This is a genomic window from Pseudomonas sp. H1_G08 (assembly GCF_054681355.1).
Genome location: NZ_CP162822.1, coordinates 2593012 through 2611613, shown reverse-complemented (window position 1 = coordinate 2611613; position 18602 = coordinate 2593012). Strand labels below are relative to the sequence as shown.

Here is an 18602-nt window from a genome sequence, read left to right as displayed (position 1 = left end):
TGGTTCTGGGACCTTTAGCCCCACAACCGGTTCAGCCTGCTTCGGCCAAGGTGCGCAGTTTAGCGTGACAGGCGCGAATTTCGAGGCGGTTTTTCATTTCCCGGCGATTAAATGCGTGCCTTTATAAGAGCTGCTCTGTCAGGCCCTTGACAGCATCGGCTATGATAGCGGCTTTGTTTTGTCTGGCCCCTCTTTGCGGCCGCGCACCTGTACGTCAAGGATCCTATGAGCAAGCCCACTGTCGACCCTACCTCGAATGCCAAGTCCGGCCCTGCCGTGCCGGTCAACTTCCTGCGGCCGATCATCCAGGCAGACCTGGACTCGGGCAAGCACACCCAGATCGTGACTCGCTTTCCGCCGGAGCCCAACGGCTACCTGCACATCGGCCACGCCAAGTCGATCTGCGTCAACTTCGGCCTGGCCCAGGAGTTCGGTGGCGTCACGCACCTGCGTTTCGACGACACCAACCCGGCCAAGGAAGATCAGGAATACATCGACGCCATCGAAAGCGACGTCAAATGGCTGGGCTTCGAATGGTCCGGTGAAGTGCGCTACGCCTCGCAGTATTTCGACCAGTTGCACGACTGGGCCGTCGAGCTGATCAAGGCCGGCAAGGCCTACGTCGACGACCTGACCCCGGAACAGGCCAAGGAATACCGTGGCAGCCTGACCGAGCCGGGCAAGAACAGCCCGTTCCGTGACCGTTCGGTTGAGGAAAACCTCGACCTGTTCGCGCGCATGAAGGCCGGTGAATTCCCGGACGGCGCCCGCGTGCTGCGGGCGAAGATCGACATGGCCTCGCCGAACATGAACCTGCGCGACCCGATCATGTATCGCATCCGCCACGCGCATCACCACCAGACCGGCGACAAGTGGTGCATCTACCCGAACTACGACTTCACCCACGGTCAGTCGGACGCCATCGAAGGCATCACCCATTCGATCTGCACCCTCGAGTTCGAAAGCCATCGCCCGCTGTACGAATGGTTCCTGGAGAACCTGCCGGTGCCGGCGAACCCGCGCCAGTACGAGTTCAGCCGTCTGAACCTGAACTACACGATCACCAGCAAGCGCAAGCTCAAGCAACTGGTTGACGAGAAGCACGTCAATGGCTGGGACGATCCGCGCATGTCCACGCTGTCGGGCTTCCGTCGCCGTGGCTACACGCCGAAATCGATCCGCAACTTCTGCGAAATGATCGGCACCAACCGTTCCGACGGTGTGGTTGATTTCGGCATGCTCGAATTCAGCATCCGTGACGACCTCGACCACAGCGCCCCGCGCGCCATGTGCGTGCTGCGTCCGCTGAAAGTGGTCATCACCAACTACCCGGAAGGCCAGGTCGAAAACCTCGAACTGCCACGCCATCCGAAAGAAGACATGGGCGTGCGCGCGCTGCCGTTCGCCCGGGAAATCTACATCGACCGTGAAGACTTCATGGAAGAGCCGCCGAAGGGCTACAAGCGCCTGGAACCGGCCGGTGAAGTGCGTCTGCGTGGCAGCTACGTGATCCGCGCCGACGAAGCGATCAAGGACGCCGACGGCAACATCGTCGAACTGCGTTGCTCGTACGACCCGGATACCCTGGGCAAGAACCCGGAAGGGCGCAAGGTCAAAGGCGTGATCCACTGGGTACCGGCCGCCGCCAGCGTCGAGTGCGAAGTACGTCTGTACGATCGCCTGTTCCGTTCGCCGAACCCGGAGAAGGCCGAAGACAGCGCCAGCTTCCTCGACAACATCAACCCTGACTCGCTGCAAGTGCTGACCGGTTGTCGCGCCGAGCCATCGCTCGGCAACGCACAGCCGGAAGACCGTTTCCAGTTCGAGCGCGAAGGCTACTTCGTCGCGGATCTGAAGGACTCGAAACCCGGTCAGCCGGTATTCAACCGTACCGTGACCCTGCGTGATTCGTGGGGCCAGTGAGTGAGTCAAGGAACTAACGTGCTAACGATCTACAACACGCTCACCAAGAGCAAAGAAGTCTTCAAGCCGCTGGATGGCAACAAGGTGCGCATGTACGTCTGCGGGATGACCGTGTACGACTACTGCCACCTCGGCCACGGCCGCAGCATGGTTGCGTTCGACCTGGTGACGCGCTGGCTGCGCTTCAGCGGTTATGACCTGACCTACGTGCGCAACATCACCGACATCGACGACAAGATCATCAATCGCGCCCGCGAGAACGGTGAGTCGTTCGAAGCGCTGACCGAGCGCATGATCGCCGCGATGCACGAAGACGAAGCGCGCCTGAACATCCAGAAGCCGGACATGGAACCGCGCGCCACCGATCACATCGCTGGCATGCACGCGATGATCCAGACCCTGATCGACAAGGGCTACGCCTACGCACCGGGCAATGGCGACGTGTACTACCGCGTCGCCAAGTTCATGGGCTACGGCAAGCTGTCGCGCAAGAAGATCGAAGATTTGCGCATCGGTGCGCGCATCGAGGTCGACGAGTCGAAACAAGACCCGCTCGACTTCGTCCTGTGGAAAGCCGCCAAGCCGGGCGAGCCGAGCTGGGAATCGCCATGGGGCGCCGGGCGTCCGGGCTGGCACATCGAGTGCTCGGTGATGTCGACCTGCTGCCTCGGTGAGACTTTCGACATTCATGGCGGCGGCAGCGACCTGGAGTTCCCGCACCACGAAAACGAAATCGCCCAGAGCGAAGCGGCCACCGGCAAGACCTACGCCAACGCGTGGATGCATTGCGGCATGATCCGCATCAATGGCGAGAAGATGTCCAAGTCCTTGAACAACTTCTTCACCATCCGCGACGTGCTCGACAAGTACCACCCGGAAGTGGTGCGTTACCTGTTGGTCTCGAGCCACTACCGCAGCGCGATCAACTATTCGGAAGACAACCTCAAGGACGCCAAGGGCGCACTGGAGCGTTTCTACCATGCGCTGAAAGGCCTGCCGAGCGTGGCGCCGGCCGGTGGCGAGGCGTTCGTCGAGCGTTTCACCACGGTGATGAACGACGACTTCGGCACCCCTGAAGCGTGCGCTGTGCTGTTCGAGATGGTGCGCGAGATCAACCGTCTGCGCGAGAGCGATCTTGATGCAGCGGCGGGGCTGGCGGCACGTCTGAAGGAACTGGCGAGTGTGCTGGGCGTGTTGCAACTTGAGGCCGATGACTTCCTGCAGGCGGGCGCTGAAGGGCGTATCGATGCGGCTGAAGTCGATGTACTGATCGCGGCGCGTCTGGCGGCTCGGGCGGCGAAAGACTGGGCCGAGTCGGACCGGATTCGCGATCAGCTCACGGCGATGGGTGTCGTGCTGGAAGACGGCAAGGGTGGGACTACCTGGCGTCTGGCTGACTGAGGCCCAAAGCCCCTACCATGATCGTTCCCACGCTCTGCGTGGGAATGCCTCAACGGACGCTCCGCGTTCGGCTCTGTAGGGACGCGGAGCGTCCCGGGCTGCATTCCCACGCGGAGCGTGGGAACGATCGATCCCCTGTGGGAGCGAGCCTGCTCGCGAAGAGGCCCGTCCAGACAACTTGTCATTCAGCCTGCCGCAACCGCTTGTAAAGCGTATTCCGGCTAACCCCCAACCGCCGCGCCAGATGCGAAATATTTCCCCCGGCCGCCTTCAACTCGCGATTCAACGCCTCAACATCATTCAAATCCAGCCCCAGCGGCGCCGCTGTTTCCACCGGCTCCATCTCCAGATCGACAAAAAAATCATCCGGCAAATGCTCAGGCCGCACTGGTTGTTCCTCGGCCATGGCCAGCGCCACCTGCATCACGCTGCTGACCTGACGCAAATTCCCCGGCCACGGATGCTTTTCAAACAGCTCCAACACCTCCGGGCTCAGCCCCGCCCATTGCGTTGGCTCGCGATGTTGCTCCCACAGCCGTTTGAACAGCGCCTGCTTGTCACTGCGTTCGCGTAACGGTGGCAGCTCCAGGGTCAGGCCGCCGATGCGGTAGTACAAGTCTTCGCGGAATCGGCCCAGTTGCACCTGCTCGCGCAACGAACGGTTGGTCGCGGAAATGATCCGCAGATCAACCGGGAACAACTCGCTGCTGCCCACCGGCTGCACGCAACGCTCTTGCAACACTCGCAACAAACGCGCCTGGGTCGGCAGCGGCATGTCACCGATCTCATCGAGAAACAGCGTGCCTTTGTCGGCCTTGCGGATCAGGCCGATGCTGCCTTTCTGGTTGGCCCCGGTGAACGCGCCTTTCTCGTAACCGAACAACTCAGACTCGACCAGTTCAGCGGGGATCGCTGCACAGTTCACCGCGATGAATGCCTGTTTTTGCCGGTAGCTGGCTTGGTGCAAGGCTTTGACGAACACTTCCTTGCCGACGCCGGTTTCACCGTGAATCAGTAGCGGAATGTCTTTCTCCAGCAAACGCTCGGCCTGGCGCACGGCTTTTTCCACACGGCTGTCGCCGAAATGCAGCGTGTTGAGGCTGATCACGCTGGCTGGCGCAGGCTTGTCCTCGGCGACAAACACCCGCGCTTGCACCGGCGCCTGTTTCGGCCGTTTCAGCAAGCACTGGAAACGGTTGCGCCCGGAGGTCTGCAAAGCAAACGGCAAACCCTCGGGCTGATTGATCAACTCCAGCAGCGACACCTTGAACAGGCTTTCAACGCTGACGCGCGACAAACGCACACCGAGCAAATTGTCGGCGCGGCGATTGGCCGACAGCACCTGTCCGCTCTCATCGAAAATCAACAACCCGGCCCACTGGCTGTCGAGGTTGTTCAACCCGGTGTTGAAGGTCAGTTGAAAATGCTGGCCATGGAACAGGTTGAGGATCAGCCGGTTTTCCACGGTCTGGCTCATCATCTTGACCATGCCGAGGGTGTGCGAGGGCGGCAGGTAGCTGTCGCTGGAGACATCGAGCACGGCGATGACCTTGCGCTCGGCGTCGAAAATCGGCGCGGCGGAGCCGGTCATGAAGCGGTTGGCCTTGAGGAAGTGTTCGTCGTGTTCGATGTGCACCGCCTGCTCACAGGCCAGGGCGGTGCCGATCGCGTTGGTGCCGCTGCTGCGCTCCATCCAGCTCGCCCCGGCCTGAAAGCCCCGGGCCAGATTCGGTTCGATAAAGCGCTGCGTGCCCCATGAGGTCAGCACCTGGCCCTGATTGTCGGCAAGCATGATCAGGCAATTGGAGTTGCTGAGGATGTTTTCGTAGTAGGGCAGGACTTCCTGATGCGTGGTCTGCACCAGCGAATGATGGCTGTCGAGCAATCGTGCAATGCCGGCGGCGGGTAATTGATCGAAGGCCGGCGCGTTCTGGTGGTCGAGGCCGAACGCGCGGCAACGTTGCCAGGAGGTCTGGACGATCGCGTCGTGGGACAGCGGCGAAGCAGGTGCGGCCATGGGGCGAGCCTCTGAGTGCAGCGATTTTATTATTGTTATGAGCCCGATCTTCAAAACTACACAAATCCCCATGTGGGAGCGAGCCTGCTCGCGAAAGCGTCGGTTCAGTCAATGGATTCATTGAATGACACACCGCTTTCGCGAGCAGGCTCGCTCCCACAGGGGATCCATTTTGCATTCAGGATTGGGCAAAAGCGTGCATAGAGTGTTGTTCACTATTGTTCATTGTCAATCACCCCGACTGTTCAAAAGTGTTCAGCTGTGAACGCCATTTCCTCGCGTAATCAACGATTTTCACGGCAAATCAACCACTTGCCATTTCTGGCACGAATGTCGCTCTGTTGCTCCGGTCGCTTGACTCCAAAAATAAAAAAGGCCGAGCCATGTCACTCACCCTGGAGCACGTCAGCCGTACCGTCGAGGGCCAGATCTGGATCGACGATGCGTGCCTGAAATTCGAACCCGGATCCTTCAACGTACTGCTCGGGCGCACCCTGTCCGGCAAGACCAGCCTCATGCGCCTGATGGCCGGCCTCGACAAGCCCGACAGCGGCCGCGTGCTGATGAACGGTGTCGACGTCACCCAGCGCCCGGTGCGGCTGCGCAACGTGTCGATGGTCTATCAGCAGTTCATCAATTACCCGACCATGACGGTGTTCGAGAACATCGCCTCGCCACTGCGTCAGGCCGGTATTTCGAAAGAGATCATCCACAGCAAGGTGCAGGAAACCGCACGCATGCTGCGCATCGAGAAGTTCTTGCAGCGCTATCCGCTGGAGCTCTCCGGTGGGCAGCAACAGCGCACGGCCATGGCCCGCGCCCTGGTCAAGGATGCTGAACTGATCCTCTTCGACGAGCCGTTGGTCAACCTCGACTACAAGCTGCGCGAAGAGCTGCGTCAGGAAATGCGCGAGCTGTTCAAGGCGCGCCACACCATCGCCATCTACGCCACCACCGAACCCAACGAAGCGCTGGCCCTCGGCGGCACCACGACCATCCTGCACGAAGGCCGGGTGATCCAGAGCGGGCCGTCGACCGAGGTCTATCACCAGCCGCAGTCGGTGCTCGCCGCTGAATTGTTCTCCGAACCGCCGATCAACCTGATGCCGGGACGCATTGCCGGCAACGAAGTCAGCTTCGCCAACTTCGTCCACTTTCCGTTGAACGTCGATCTGCGCCCGGTGGGCGAGGGTGAGTTCCGCTTCGGCGTACGCCCGAGTCATATCTCGCTGGTGCCGAGCAACGATGACGATCTCGAATTGGCCGTGACCGTCGAGGTCGCCGAAATCAGCGGCTCGGAAACCTTCCTGCATGTGCGCAACGAGCATTTCCTGCTGGTGCTGCACTTGCCGGGTGTTCATGAATACGACGTCGATGCGCCGATCCGCATCTATATCCCGACCCACAAACTGTTCGTTTTCGATGCGCAGGGCCGTCTGGTGCAAGCACCGGGCCGGCGTGTCGCGAGGGTTGCCTGATGGCCGAAATCCGTTTGCAGCACCTCGCCCACAGCTACAGCAAAACCCCGAGCGGCGCGGAGGATTATGCGATCCGCGAGATGGATCACGTCTGGGAGCAGGGTGGCGCCTATGCTTTGCTCGGCCCGTCCGGTTGCGGCAAGTCGACCTTGCTCAACATCATTTCCGGCCTGCTCAGCCCGTCCCAGGGCCACGTGTTGTTTGACGGCAAAGCGGTCAACGACCTCACGCCGGAGAAGCGCAACATCGCCCAGGTTTTCCAGTTTCCGGTGGTCTACGACACCATGACCGTGTTCGACAACCTCGCTTTCCCGCTGCGAAACCAGGGCATGGCCGAGGCGAAAGTGCACAGCAAGGTGCAGGAAATTGCCGAGGTGCTCGACCTGCAGAATCTGCTGAGCAAGAAGGCGCGCAATCTCACCGCCGACGAAAAGCAGAAAGTCTCCATGGGCCGTGGACTGGTGCGCGATGACGTCTCGGCAATCCTCTTCGATGAGCCGCTGACGGTGATCGACCCGCACCTGAAGTGGAAGCTGCGGCGCAAGCTCAAGCAGATCCACGAGCAGTTCAACATCACCATGGTCTACGTCACCCACGACCAACTTGAAGCCTCGACGTTCGCCGACAAGATCGCAGTGATGTACGGCGGCCAGATCGTCCAGTTCGGTACGCCACGGGAATTGTTCGAGCGGCCGAGCCACACCTTTGTCGGCTATTTCATCGGCAGCCCGGGGATGAATCTGATTGAGGTGCAGCCGCAGCCCGGGGGCGTCGGTTTCGCCTCGACGCACCTGCCGTTGTCCGATGCCTTGCAGCGCCATATCGAGCACGGCCAGTGGAAAAACCTCAGGGTCGGCATCCGCCCGGAGTTCATTCATGTGTGGGACGAGCCGTTTGACGACGCGATGCAGGCCAAAGTCGTACACGTCGAAGACCTCGGCACCTACAAGATCATGACTCTCAACCTCGACGGCGCGCCGTTGAAGGTGCGTCTGGCCGAAGACAAACCGGTGCCCCAGGGCACCGCGTACATCAGTTTCCCGGCGCAATGGCTGATGGTCTATGCCGATGAATTTCTCCTGGAAGTCAGCGACGAGGAGGCGCAGCCATGAACAAAGTGCAGAACAACAAGGCCTGGTGGCTGGTGTTGCCGGTGTTCCTGCTGGTGGCATTCAGTGCGGTGATCCCGATGATGACCGTGGTCAACTATTCGGTGCAGGACATCTTCGACCAGTCCAGCCGCTACTTCGTTGGCGCTGACTGGTACAAGCAAGTGCTGCTTGATCCGCGTCTGCACGACTCGCTGCTGCGCCAGTTCATCTATTCCGCCTGCGTGCTGCTGATCGAAATCCCGCTGGGCATCGCCGTCGCGCTGACCATGCCGACCAAGGGTCGCTGGTCCTCGGTGGTGCTGATCATTCTGGCGATACCGCTGCTGATTCCGTGGAACGTGGTCGGCACCATCTGGCAGATTTTCGGCCGCGCGGACATCGGCCTGCTCGGTTCCAGCCTCAATGCGATGGGCATCAGCTACAACTACGCGGCCAACACCATGGACGCCTGGGTGACGGTGCTGGTGATGGACGTCTGGCACTGGACTTCGCTGGTCGCGCTGTTGTGTTTCTCCGGCCTGCGGGCGATTCCCGACGTCTATTACCAGGCGGCGCGGATCGACCGCGCCTCGGCCTGGGCGGTGTTCCGCCACATTCAGTTGCCCAAGCTGAAGAGCGTGCTGCTGATCGCGGTGATGCTGCGCTTCATGGACAGTTTCATGATCTACACCGAGCCGTTCGTGCTCACCGGCGGCGGGCCGGGCAATGCCACGACCTTTTTGAGTCAGACGTTGACGCAGATGGCTGTAGGGCAATTCGACCTCGGTCCGGCAGCGGCGTTTTCGCTGGTGTACTTCCTGATCATCCTGTTGGTGTCGTGGCTGTTCTATACCGCCATGACGCACTCCGACGCCAACCGCTGAGGCCCGGCCATGAGCAAGAGAAAGCTTATTCCGTTGCTGGTGTACATCCTGTTCCTGCTGGTGCCGATCTACTGGCTGTTGAACATGTCGTTCAAGAGCAACACCGAAATCCTCGGCGGCCTGACGCTTTTCCCACAGGAATTCACGCTGGCGAACTACAAGGTGATCTTCACCGATCCGAGCTGGTACACCGGCTATCTGAACTCGCTGTATTACGTCAGCCTCAACACGGTGATTTCCCTGAGCGTGGCGTTACCGGCGGCTTACGCGTTTTCACGCTATCGTTTCCTCGGCGACAAACACCTGTTCTTCTGGCTGCTGACCAACCGCATGGCGCCGCCGGCGGTGTTTTTGCTGCCGTTCTTTCAGTTGTATTCGTCGATCGGCCTGTTCGACACGCACATCGCCGTAGCCTTGGCGCACTGCTTGTTCAACGTGCCCCTGGCGGTGTGGATTCTGGAAGGTTTCATGTCTGGCGTGCCCAAGGAGATCGACGAAACGGCCTACATCGACGGCTACAGTTTCCCTAAGTTCTTCGTGAAGATTTTCATCCCGTTAATCGGCTCCGGTATCGGCGTCACGGCGTTTTTCTGCTTCATGTTTTCCTGGGTCGAACTGTTGCTGGCGCGCACGCTGACCTCGGTTAACGCCAAGCCGATTGCGGCAGTGATGACGCGCACGGTGTCGGCATCGGGGATCGATTGGGGCGTGCTGGCAGCGGCGGGGGTATTGACCATCCTGCCGGGCATGCTGGTGATCTGGTTTGTGCGCAACCACGTGGCCAAGGGCTTTGCCCTCGGTCGAGTCTGAGGAGCTGATGATGGAATGGATGAGCTGGACGACACCGACCGCCGCGTTCTTCATCGGCATCGGTCTGATTCTGGTGGGCATGACCACCTGGGAATTGCGCTCGCCGAGCATTCTGCGGCGCGGGTTTCTGCCGATTGCCACCACCCGTGGCGATCGCTTGTTTATCGGTCTTCTCGGCAGCGCCTACCTGCATTTGCTGGTAATCGGCGTCACCGACTGGAGCATCTGGGTGGCGTCCGCGTTGTCCCTGGTGTGGCTGTTGGCTGTGATGCGTTGGGGCTAGTCGAATCGTTCGGCAACGCGGCTCCACAACTTAAACAGGAGGTCTCTATGTTCGATAAAAACAATAAGCTGCGACATAGCATTTCATTGGCAGCCATGCTGGCACTCAGCGGTTTGAGCGCATCTGCCTGGGCCGACGCCTACGAAGATGCTGCGAAAAAATGGATCGGCAGCGAGTTCAAGCCCTCGACCCTGACGGCCGAACAGCAGCTTGAAGAACTGAAGTGGTTCATCAAGGCCGCCGAGCCGTTTCGTGGCATGGACATCAAGGTCGTTTCCGAAACCCTGACCACTCACGAATACGAGTCCAAGGTGCTGGCCAAGGCCTTCAGCGAAATCACCGGGATCAAACTCACCCACGACCTGCTGCAGGAAGGCGACGTGGTCGAGAAAATGCAGACGGTGATGCAGTCGGACAAGAACATCTACGACGGCTGGGTCAACGACTCCGACCTGATCGGCACGCACTTTCGCTACGGCAAGACCGAATCGATCACCGACCTGATGGCCAACGAGGGCAAAAACTTCACTTCGCCGACCCTCGACATCAAGGACTTCATCGGCATCTCCTTCACCACCGCGCCGGACGGCAAGATCTATCAACTGCCCGACCAGCAGTTCGCCAACCTGTACTGGTTCCGCGCCGACTGGTTCGAGCGCGCCGATCTGAAAGCCAAGTTCAAGGAAAAGTACGGCTACGAATTAGGCGTGCCGGTGAACTGGTCGGCCTATGAAGACATCGCCAAATTCTTCAGCGAAGACGTCAAGGAAATCGACGGCAAACGCGTCTACGGCCACATGGACTACGGCAAGAAAGACCCGTCGCTGGGCTGGCGTTTCACCGATGCCTGGTTCTCCATGGCCGGTGGCGGCGACAAGGGACTGCCGAACGGCTTGCCGGTGGACGAGTGGGGGATCCGCGTCGAGGACTGCCACCCGGTCGGCTCCAGCGTGACCCGTGGCGGCGACACCAACGGCCCGGCGGCCGTGTTTGCCACCACCAAATACGTCGACTGGCTGAAGAAATATGCGCCACCGGAAGCGGCCGGCATGACCTTCTCCGAGTCCGGCCCGGTGCCCTCGCAGGGCAACATCGCCCAGCAGATTTTCTGGTACACCGCGTTCACCGCCGACATGACCAAACCCGGCCTGCCGGTGGTTAACGCCGACGGCACGCCGAAATGGCGCATGGCGCCGTCGCCTAAAGGCCCGTATTGGGAAGAGGGCATGAAGCTCGGCTATCAGGATGTGGGGTCGTGGACATTCATGAAATCCACGCCTGAGAAACAGAAACTCGCGGCGTGGCTGTACGCGCAGTTCGTGACCTCGAAAACTGTTTCGCTGAAGAAAACCATCGTCGGTCTGACACCTATTCGCGAGTCGGACATCAACTCGCAGGCGATGACCGATCTGGCGCCGAAACTCGGTGGTCTGGTCGAGTTCTATCGCAGCCCGGCCCGCGTGCAATGGTCGCCGACCGGCACCAACGTGCCGGACTACCCGCGTCTGGCGCAACTGTGGTGGAGCCATATCGCCGAAGCCGCCAGCGGCGAGAAGACCCCACAACAGGCGCTCGATGGCCTGGCCAAGGATCAGGACCGCATCATGGAACGCCTCGAACGCTCCAAGGCCCAGGCCACTTGCGCGCCGAAGATGAACCCGGAACGCGATGCGCAATACTGGTTCGATCAACCGGGCGCACCGAAGCCGAAACTGGCCAACGAGAAGCCGAAGGGTGAAACGGTGAGCTATAGCGAACTGCTGAAATCCTGGGCGGATGCGCGTAAATGATGTTGGAAATGTAAGAAGCGAACGGCACCGGAAGGTGCCGTTTTTTTTGCTGCCTGATCTGCCGCTTTCGCGAGCAGGCTCGCTCTCACAATGGATAGGTCTGCTCAAAAACATCCGATGACACCTTAGGTCCCTGTGGGAGCGAGCCTGCTCGCGAAAGCGGTGGGTCAGCCGACGCATTTTTAACTGACATGACGTCATTGCGGGCAGGTTCACCTCCAAGCGGGATATCTGTAGAAATGACGGATTAAGGAACCACCGGTAGCTTTAGCTTTCGAAGGAGTCCAGCAAGGCGTCAGGCAGTGGTGCATCAAAGTCATCGGAAGTTTTGTATCTGCCCTTCATTAAACCAATACGTTTTACCGGCGGTTTCTCCTCGGTTATTTCGCTTTGGCGTTGCTCAGTCAATGTGCCTGAATCATCCGACAACTCTGAAATGATATTGCGCTTCATGGTTCGTGGATCTCCATTTGATAGGTGATTCTCAAATTTAACCGCAATTACCTTCTGCGCTATATCAGCCATTGCTCACTCCTTTGAAGGCAAATTCCTGAAAAGGAGAGAGCGTTTAACGTCAAAAAGATCGCAGCCTTAAATCCCACAAAAAACGGCACCCGAAGGTGCCGTTTCCATTTCCAGCCAGATCAGCCGAGCAATCAGCCCGCCAGACCCGCCTGTTGTACCAGCACCAGCAACGGCTGCGGGTACACACCCAGGAAGAATGCGACCAGGGCGATGGCCAGCAGCATCACGCCGCCTGCTTTCTGTTCCCAGTGCAGCTGGGCGTCGTGGCGACGCAGGTTTGGCTCGATCAGGTACAGGGTGACCATCACGCGCAGGTAGTAGAACACGCCGATGGCGCTGCCCAGTACCAGTGCGCCGACCAGCCACCACTGACGCGTTTCGACGCCGCTGGCGATGATGTAGAACTTGCCGATGAAGCCAGCGGTCAGCGGAATGCCGGCCAGGGACAGCATCATCACGGTGAGCACGGCGGTCAGGTACGGACGGCGCCAGAACAGGCCGCGGTACTCGTACAGGGCGTCGGCGTCGCGGCCGTTGTACGGCGAGGACATCAGGGTGATCACGCCGAACGCGCCGAGGCTGGTGATGACATAAGTCACCAGATAGACGCCGATGGCTTCCACCGCCAGACCCTTGCTCGCCACCAGCGCGATCAGCAGATAGCCGAAGTGCGCGATGGACGAGTAACCGAGCAGACGCTTGAGGTTGCTCTGGGTCAGGGCCAGCAGGTTACCGAACAGGATCGAGGCGACCGCGATAACGCTGAGCACATCGCTCAGCACACCACTGCTGGCAGCAGGGGAGAGCTGGAACAGACGCACCATCACCGCAAACACCGCGACCTTCGAAGCGGTGGCGAGGAACGCCGCCACCGGTGCCGGAGCACCTTCGTAGACGTCCGGCGTCCACAGGTGGAACGGTACCAGCGACAGCTTGAACGCCAGACCGATCAGCATCATGCCCAGGCCCAGTTGCGCCAGCGGGCTTGGCAGGCCGGTCGCGGCCAGGGCCTGACCGATGCCGACGAAGCTCAGCGAACCGGCGTCGGCGTAGAGCAGCGCCATACCGAACAGCAGGAACGCGGAACCGGCGGCCGACAGCACCATGTACTTGATGCCGGCTTCCAGCGAACGCTTGTTGAAAAAGGCGTAAGCGACCAGACCGTAGACCGGTACCGAGAGCAGTTCCAGACCGATGAACAACCCGGCCAGGTGCTGCGCGCTGACCAAAACCAGACCACCGGCGGCGGCCATCAGGATCAGCAGGTACAGTTCTTCGCGGTTGCCCGGGTAGCCCGAACCGCCATCACCCAGATAAGCGTGGGCGAGGGTGACGCAGGCGAGCGTGGCGACCAGGATCATCGCCATGTACAGACAGGCAAACGCGTCGATCTGCAGCAACGGGGTGACGGCCAGAGGCGCGACTTTCAACGCAGGCAGGATCGACAGCAGGGCCAGGTTCAGACCCGCCACCGAAATCAGGAAGGTCTGCGAGTGGTTGCGGCGCCAGGCGATTGCCAGCATCACCACGATAATGGTGAGGCTGGTGATCAACAGTGGCGCAAGCGCAATAAAGTGTTGAATCGTGAATTCCATAGCGCTCTTACCGGGCCGAAGCGAGTTGAGAGAAGGCGGTGCCGAGCCACTGCTGCACGCCATGCATGGTGGCGGCAGAGGTGTCGAGGAACGGTTGCGGGTAGACGCCGAGGTAAATCAGCAACACCGCCAGACCGAGCACCATGATCAGTTCGCGCGCGTCCATGCCGTGCAGCACCGCGTCGGATTTCGACGGGCCGAAGTAGGCACGGTGAATCATGATCAGCGAGTAGACCGAACCGAACACCAGACCCGAAGTGGCAATCGCCGTGACCCATGGAGCGCTGGCGAAGGAGCCGATCAGGATCAGGAACTCGCCGACAAAGTTACCGGTGCCCGGCAAGCCCAGCGACGCCGCCGCGAAGAACAGGCTGATCGCCGGCAGGTAAGCGATACGCGACCACAGACCGCCCATCTCACGCATGTCACGCGTATGCAGACGCTCGTACAACTGACCGCTGAGGATAAACAGCGCCGCTGCCGACAGACCGTGCGCCAGCATCTGGATCACTGCGCCTTGCAGCGCCAGTTGGCTGCCGGAGTAGATGCCGATCAACACGAAGCCCATGTGGGAAACGGAAGAGAAGGCAATCAGACGCTTGATGTCGGTTTGTGCGAACGCCAGGAACGCGCCGTAGAAGATCCCGATCAGACCGAGGGTCATGGCGATCGGCGCGAACTCCGCCGAAGCGTTCGGGAACAGCGGCAGGGCGAAACGCAGCAGACCGTAGGCCGCGGTTTTCAGCAGGATACCGGCGAGGTCGACGGAACCGGCAGTCGGTGCCTGGGCGTGAGCATCAGGCAGCCAGGAGTGGAACGGTACGACGGGCAGCTTGACCGCGAAAGCGATGAAGAAACCGAGCATCAGAATGTACTCGGTGGTCATCGACATCTTGGTTTTCAACAGGTCGGCGTAGTTGAAGGTGATCACGCCGGTGTTGTTGAAGTTGACCAGCACCAGACCGAGGATCGCCACCAGCATGATCAGGCCGGACGCCTGAGTGAAGATGAAGAACTTGGTCGCTGCGTAGATCCGGGTTTTCTTGCCGTCCGAAGAACTGTGACCCCAGAGCGCGATGAGGAAGTACATCGGCACCAGCATCATTTCCCAGAAGAAGAAGAACATGAACAGGTCGAGGGCGAGGAACACGCCGACCACACCGCCCAGGATCCACATCAGGTTCAGGTGGAAGAAGCCAACGTGACGTTGAATCTCTTTCCACGAGCAGAGTACCGAGAGGATACCCAGCAGACCGGTCAGCAGGATCATCAACAGCGACAGGCCGTCGAGGGCCAGGTGCACGTTGATGCCGAAACGCTGGATCCAGACATGCTTGAACTCAAGCGCCCAGGTCGGATCGGCGCCCGGCGCCGGTGCGAATGAATAGTCACCGTGGGCCCACAGCCAGAGGCCGAGCGCGAGTTCCAGGGTCATGGTCAACAGCGCAATCCAGCGCGGGAGGGTAGCGCCGAAGCGCTCACCCATCCAGCACAGCAGGCCGCCGATGAAGGGGATCAGGATTAGCCAAGGCAGAATCATGACGGGCTCGTTTCCTTTCGCAAATTCGCAAGGTTCATATCAGACCGCTACCAGCACGATGGCGCCGATCACCAGCACGGCACCAGCAGCCATCGAGGCGGCGTACCAACGCAGTTGACCGGTCTCGGTGCGGCTCAGGGCAGTGTGACCACCCTTGGCCATACGCGGGATCAGACCGATGGTCTGGTCGAGCGGGTCTTTGCGCAGTACATGGCTGATCGCAAGGTACGGCTTGACGAACAGTTTGTCGTAGATCCAGTCGAAGCCCCAGGCAGCGAACCACCAGGCCGAAAGGAAACGGCCGATGCCGCTGTTGGCGATCGCCGTGACGAAGCGACGCTTGCCGAGGAACAGCAGCGCTGCCAGCAGGATACCGGCCAGGGCGATGGCGCCCGAGGCGATTTCCAGACTGTGTTTGGCTTCGCCACCGGCATGCCCGACGCTTTGCGGCAGTACGCCGTGCAGCGGTGGCACGATCATCGCGCCGACGAAAGTCGACAGCACGATCAGTACCGACAGCGGCAGCCAGTGGGCAATGCCGTGGCCGGCGTGGGCTTCGGTCTTGGCTTCACCGTGGAACGCGATGAAGATCAGGCGGAAGGTATACAGCGACGTCATGAACGCACCGACCAGACCTGCGTAAAGCAGACCCTGGTTGCCGCTGGCGAACGCTTCCCAGAGGATTTCGTCCTTGGAGTAGAAGCCTGCGGTAACCAGTGGCAGAGCGGCCAGCGCGGCACCACCGACGATGAAGCTGGCGTAGGCCAGTGGCAGTTTCTTCCACAGACCGCCCATCTTGAAGATGTTCTGCTCGTGGTGGCAGGCGACGATCACCGCACCGGAAGCAAGGAACAGCAGGGCCTTGAAGAAGGCGTGGGTCATCAGGTGGAAGATCGCGCCTTCCCAGGCGCCAACGCCCAGCGCGAGGAACATGTAGCCGATCTGGCTCATGGTCGAGTAGGCGAGGATACGTTTGATGTCGGTCTGCACCAGCGCGGCGAAACCGGCCAGTACCAGGGTCACGCCACCGACGATGCCGACGAGGTGCAGGATGTCCGGCGCCAGCGCAAACAGACCGTGGGTACGGGCAATCAGGTAGACACCGGCGGTCACCATGGTCGCGGCGTGGATCAGTGCCGAAACCGGGGTAGGGCCGGCCATCGCATCCGCGAGCCAGGTTTGCAGCGGCAGCTGAGCCGATTTGCCGACAGCACCGCCGAGCAGCATCAGGGTTGCCAGAACGATCCAGAAATCGCCGACCTTGAAGTGCTCAGGCGCACGCACCAGCAGTTCCTGGACGTTCAACGTGCCCAGTTGCTGGAACAGGATGAACAGGCCGATGGCCATGAACACGTCGCCGATGCGGGTGACGATGAATGCCTTGAGTGCCGCGTTACCGTTGTTGCGGTTGCTGTAGTAGAAACCGATCAACAGGTACGAGCACAGGCCCACGCCTTCCCAGCCGAAGTAGATAAACAGCAGGTTATCGCCGAGGATCAGGAACAGCATGCTGGCGATGAACAGGTTGGTGTACGAGAAGAAGCGCGAGTAACCGTCTTCACCACGCATGTACCAGGACGCGAACAGGTGGATCAGGAAGCCGACGCCGACGACCACGCCGAGCATGGTCACCGACAGGCCATCCAGGTACAGCGCGAAGTTCGGCTGGAAACCTTCCACCGACATCCAGCGCCACAGCACCTGGGTGTACACGCCACCTTCCGGCGGCGCGACGTTGAATTGCCAGATCACGTAAGCGGTGACGATGGCCGACAGGCCGATCGAACCGACACCGATCAGCGCCGAGAGGTTTTCCGAGAAGCGGCCGCGCGAGAACGACAGCAACAGGAACCCGATCAGAGGGAATACGAAAGTCAGAAAGAGTAGGTTCATCCGCGCATCTCACTGGCAGCGTCGATATCGAGCGTGTGGAAGCGGCGATACAGTTGCAGCAGGATCGCCAGGCCAATACTGGCCTCGGCTGCGGCAAGGCTGATCACCAGGATGAACATGATCTGTCCATCCGGCTGCGCCCAGCGGGCGCCCGCAACGATGAAGGCCAGGGCAGAGGCGTTCATCATCACTTCCAGACTCATCAACACGAACAAAATGTTGCGGCGGACCATCAGGCCGACCAGACCAAGGCAGAACAGGATGCCGGCAACGGCTAAACCATGTTCGAGAGGGATAGCAGGCATGTCTTACTCCTTCGCCTCGTTACGGCCCAAATGGAACGCCGTGACGGCTGCGGCGAGCAGCAGCATCGAGGCGAGTTCGACCACCAGCAGGTACGGGCCGAACAGGCTGATGCCCACGGCTTTCGCGTCTACGGTGGTGTGGCCGATGGCCTGGCCGCTCTGGTGAGCGAACAGCACATACAGCAGTTCGGCCAGCAGCAGCGCGGCAAGAATCACCGGTCCTGCCCAGATGCCGGGCTTGAGCCAGGTGCGTTCCTGCTGCACCGAGGCGGGACCGAGGTTGAGCATCATCACCACGAACACGAACAGCACCATGATGGCGCCGGCGTAGGCGATCACTTCCAGCACACCGGCGAACGGCGCGCCGAGGGCGAAGAAGGTCATGGCCACGGCGATCAACGAGATGATCAGGTAGAGCAGGGCGTGCACGGGGTTGGTGTTGGTGACCACACGCAGCGTGGACACCACAGCAATACCCGATGCGAAATAGAAAGCGAATTCCATCGTTCTTCCTTAAGGCAGCAAGCTCTTCACGTTGATCGGTTCGGCTTCGTTCTGCGCAGCGCCTTTCGGCTTGCCAGCGATTGCCATACCTGCAACACGATAGAAGTTGTAATCAGGGTTTTTGCCGGGGCCGGAGATCAAAAGATCTTCTTTCTCGTACACCAGGTCCTGACGTTTGAACTCGGCCATCTCGAAATCCGGGGTCAGCTGGATCGCGGTGGTCGGGCAGGCTTCCTCGCAGAGACCGCAGAAAATGCAGCGCGAGAAGTTGATCCGGAAGAAGTCCGGGTACCAGCGACCGTCTTCGGTTTCAGCTTTCTGCAGCGAGATGCAACCCACCGGGCAGGCCACGGCACACAGGTTGCAGGCTACGCAGCGTTCTTCGCCATCGGGGTCGCGGGTCAGGACGATGCGGCCACGGTAGCGCGGCGGCAGGTAGACCTGCTCCTCGGGGTATTGCAGGGTGTCGCGCTTGCGAAAGCCGTGGCCGAAAACCATGACCAGGCTGCGCAACTGGGTACCGGTACCCTTAACGATGTCGCCAATATATTTGAACATGGGTC

General features: G+C 60.3%; 16 protein-coding genes. 8 read left to right on the top strand and 8 right to left on the bottom strand.

Going from position 1 to position 18602, the window contains the following annotated elements:
• Nucleotides 1-225: 225 nt before the first annotated feature.
• Nucleotides 226-1923, top strand: a complete 1698-nt coding sequence (locus tag AB4N85_RS11820) for a glutamine--tRNA ligase/YqeY domain fusion protein (RefSeq protein ID WP_024013424.1) — start codon at nucleotides 226-228, stop codon at nucleotides 1921-1923.
• Nucleotides 1924-1941: 18 nt separating this feature from the next.
• Nucleotides 1942-3324 (top strand): cysteine--tRNA ligase, encoded by a 1383-nt coding sequence (gene cysS / locus AB4N85_RS11815; protein ID WP_460068141.1) that lies wholly within the window; start codon nucleotides 1942-1944, stop codon nucleotides 3322-3324.
• Nucleotides 3325-3505: 181 nt separating this feature from the next.
• On the opposite strand, the gene AB4N85_RS11810 is transcribed toward cysS, so the two are convergent.
• Nucleotides 3506-5341: a sigma-54-dependent Fis family transcriptional regulator gene (locus AB4N85_RS11810; RefSeq protein WP_460068139.1), complete on the bottom strand. Its 1836-nt coding sequence runs from the start codon at nucleotides 5339-5341 to the stop codon at nucleotides 3506-3508.
• A 383-nt stretch (nucleotides 5342-5724) separates the two neighbouring features.
• On the opposite strand from AB4N85_RS11810, the gene AB4N85_RS11805 reads away from it, so the two are divergent.
• Genes AB4N85_RS11805 through AB4N85_RS11780 form a run of 6 tightly spaced genes read left to right on the top strand, consistent with a single transcriptional unit; the run spans nucleotide 5725 to nucleotide 11677 of the window.
• Nucleotides 5725-6819 (top strand): ABC transporter ATP-binding protein, encoded by a 1095-nt coding sequence (locus AB4N85_RS11805; RefSeq protein WP_016775291.1) that lies wholly within the window; start codon nucleotides 5725-5727, stop codon nucleotides 6817-6819.
• A complete protein-coding gene (locus AB4N85_RS11800) occupies nucleotides 6819-7931 on the top strand; it encodes an ABC transporter ATP-binding protein (RefSeq protein ID WP_252867870.1) in 1113 nt (370 codons plus the stop codon). The genes AB4N85_RS11805 and AB4N85_RS11800 overlap by 1 nt, the downstream gene beginning before the upstream one ends.
• The gene (locus tag AB4N85_RS11795) at nucleotides 7928-8794 is read left to right on the top strand and encodes a carbohydrate ABC transporter permease (protein WP_007912484.1); all 867 of its coding nucleotides are present in this window, start codon (nucleotides 7928-7930) and stop codon (nucleotides 8792-8794) included. Before AB4N85_RS11800 ends, AB4N85_RS11795 begins: the two co-directional genes overlap by 4 nt.
• A gap of 9 nt (nucleotides 8795-8803) precedes the next feature.
• The gene (locus AB4N85_RS11790) at nucleotides 8804-9604 is read left to right on the top strand and encodes a carbohydrate ABC transporter permease (protein ID WP_041477086.1); all 801 of its coding nucleotides are present in this window, start codon (nucleotides 8804-8806) and stop codon (nucleotides 9602-9604) included.
• Nucleotides 9605-9614: 10 nt separating this feature from the next.
• Complete coding sequence (locus tag AB4N85_RS11785; RefSeq protein ID WP_038861868.1) at nucleotides 9615-9887, top strand: DUF2160 domain-containing protein; 273 nt, start codon at nucleotides 9615-9617, stop codon at nucleotides 9885-9887.
• A gap of 47 nt (nucleotides 9888-9934) precedes the next feature.
• Nucleotides 9935-11677, top strand: coding sequence for an ABC transporter substrate-binding protein (locus AB4N85_RS11780; RefSeq protein WP_016775286.1), 1743 nt, complete (start codon nucleotides 9935-9937; stop codon nucleotides 11675-11677).
• Between the two features lie 267 nt (nucleotides 11678-11944).
• On the opposite strand, the gene AB4N85_RS11775 is transcribed toward AB4N85_RS11780, so the two are convergent.
• The 7 genes from AB4N85_RS11775 to nuoI all read right to left on the bottom strand — a co-directional run bounded on the left by AB4N85_RS11775 (nucleotide 11945) and on the right by nuoI (nucleotide 18597).
• The gene (locus AB4N85_RS11775; protein WP_236168571.1) at nucleotides 11945-12202 is read right to left on the bottom strand and encodes a hypothetical protein; all 258 of its coding nucleotides are present in this window, start codon (nucleotides 12200-12202) and stop codon (nucleotides 11945-11947) included.
• Nucleotides 12203-12333: 131 nt separating this feature from the next.
• The gene (nuoN, locus tag AB4N85_RS11770) at nucleotides 12334-13797 is read right to left on the bottom strand and encodes an NADH-quinone oxidoreductase subunit NuoN (RefSeq protein WP_024013420.1); all 1464 of its coding nucleotides are present in this window, start codon (nucleotides 13795-13797) and stop codon (nucleotides 12334-12336) included.
• 7 nt (nucleotides 13798-13804) lie between these two features.
• A complete protein-coding gene (gene nuoM / locus AB4N85_RS11765) occupies nucleotides 13805-15337 on the bottom strand; it encodes an NADH-quinone oxidoreductase subunit M (protein ID WP_016775285.1) in 1533 nt (510 codons plus the stop codon).
• Between the two features lie 39 nt (nucleotides 15338-15376).
• Nucleotides 15377-17230 (bottom strand): NADH-quinone oxidoreductase subunit L, encoded by a 1854-nt coding sequence (nuoL, locus tag AB4N85_RS11760; RefSeq protein ID WP_024013419.1) that lies wholly within the window; start codon nucleotides 17228-17230, stop codon nucleotides 15377-15379.
• Nucleotides 17227-17535 (bottom strand): NADH-quinone oxidoreductase subunit NuoK, encoded by a 309-nt coding sequence (nuoK, locus tag AB4N85_RS11755; RefSeq protein ID WP_003180046.1) that lies wholly within the window; start codon nucleotides 17533-17535, stop codon nucleotides 17227-17229. The genes nuoL and nuoK overlap by 4 nt, the downstream gene beginning before the upstream one ends.
• Nucleotides 17536-17538: 3 nt before the next feature.
• Complete coding sequence (gene nuoJ, locus AB4N85_RS11750) at nucleotides 17539-18039, bottom strand: NADH-quinone oxidoreductase subunit J (RefSeq protein ID WP_007951462.1); 501 nt, start codon at nucleotides 18037-18039, stop codon at nucleotides 17539-17541.
• Nucleotides 18040-18048: 9 nt separating this feature from the next.
• Nucleotides 18049-18597 carry an NADH-quinone oxidoreductase subunit NuoI gene (nuoI, locus tag AB4N85_RS11745; RefSeq protein WP_016775283.1) on the bottom strand — a complete coding sequence of 183 codons (549 nt, stop codon included), beginning with the start codon at nucleotides 18595-18597 and terminating at the stop codon, nucleotides 18049-18051.
• Nucleotides 18598-18602 lie beyond the last annotated feature (5 nt).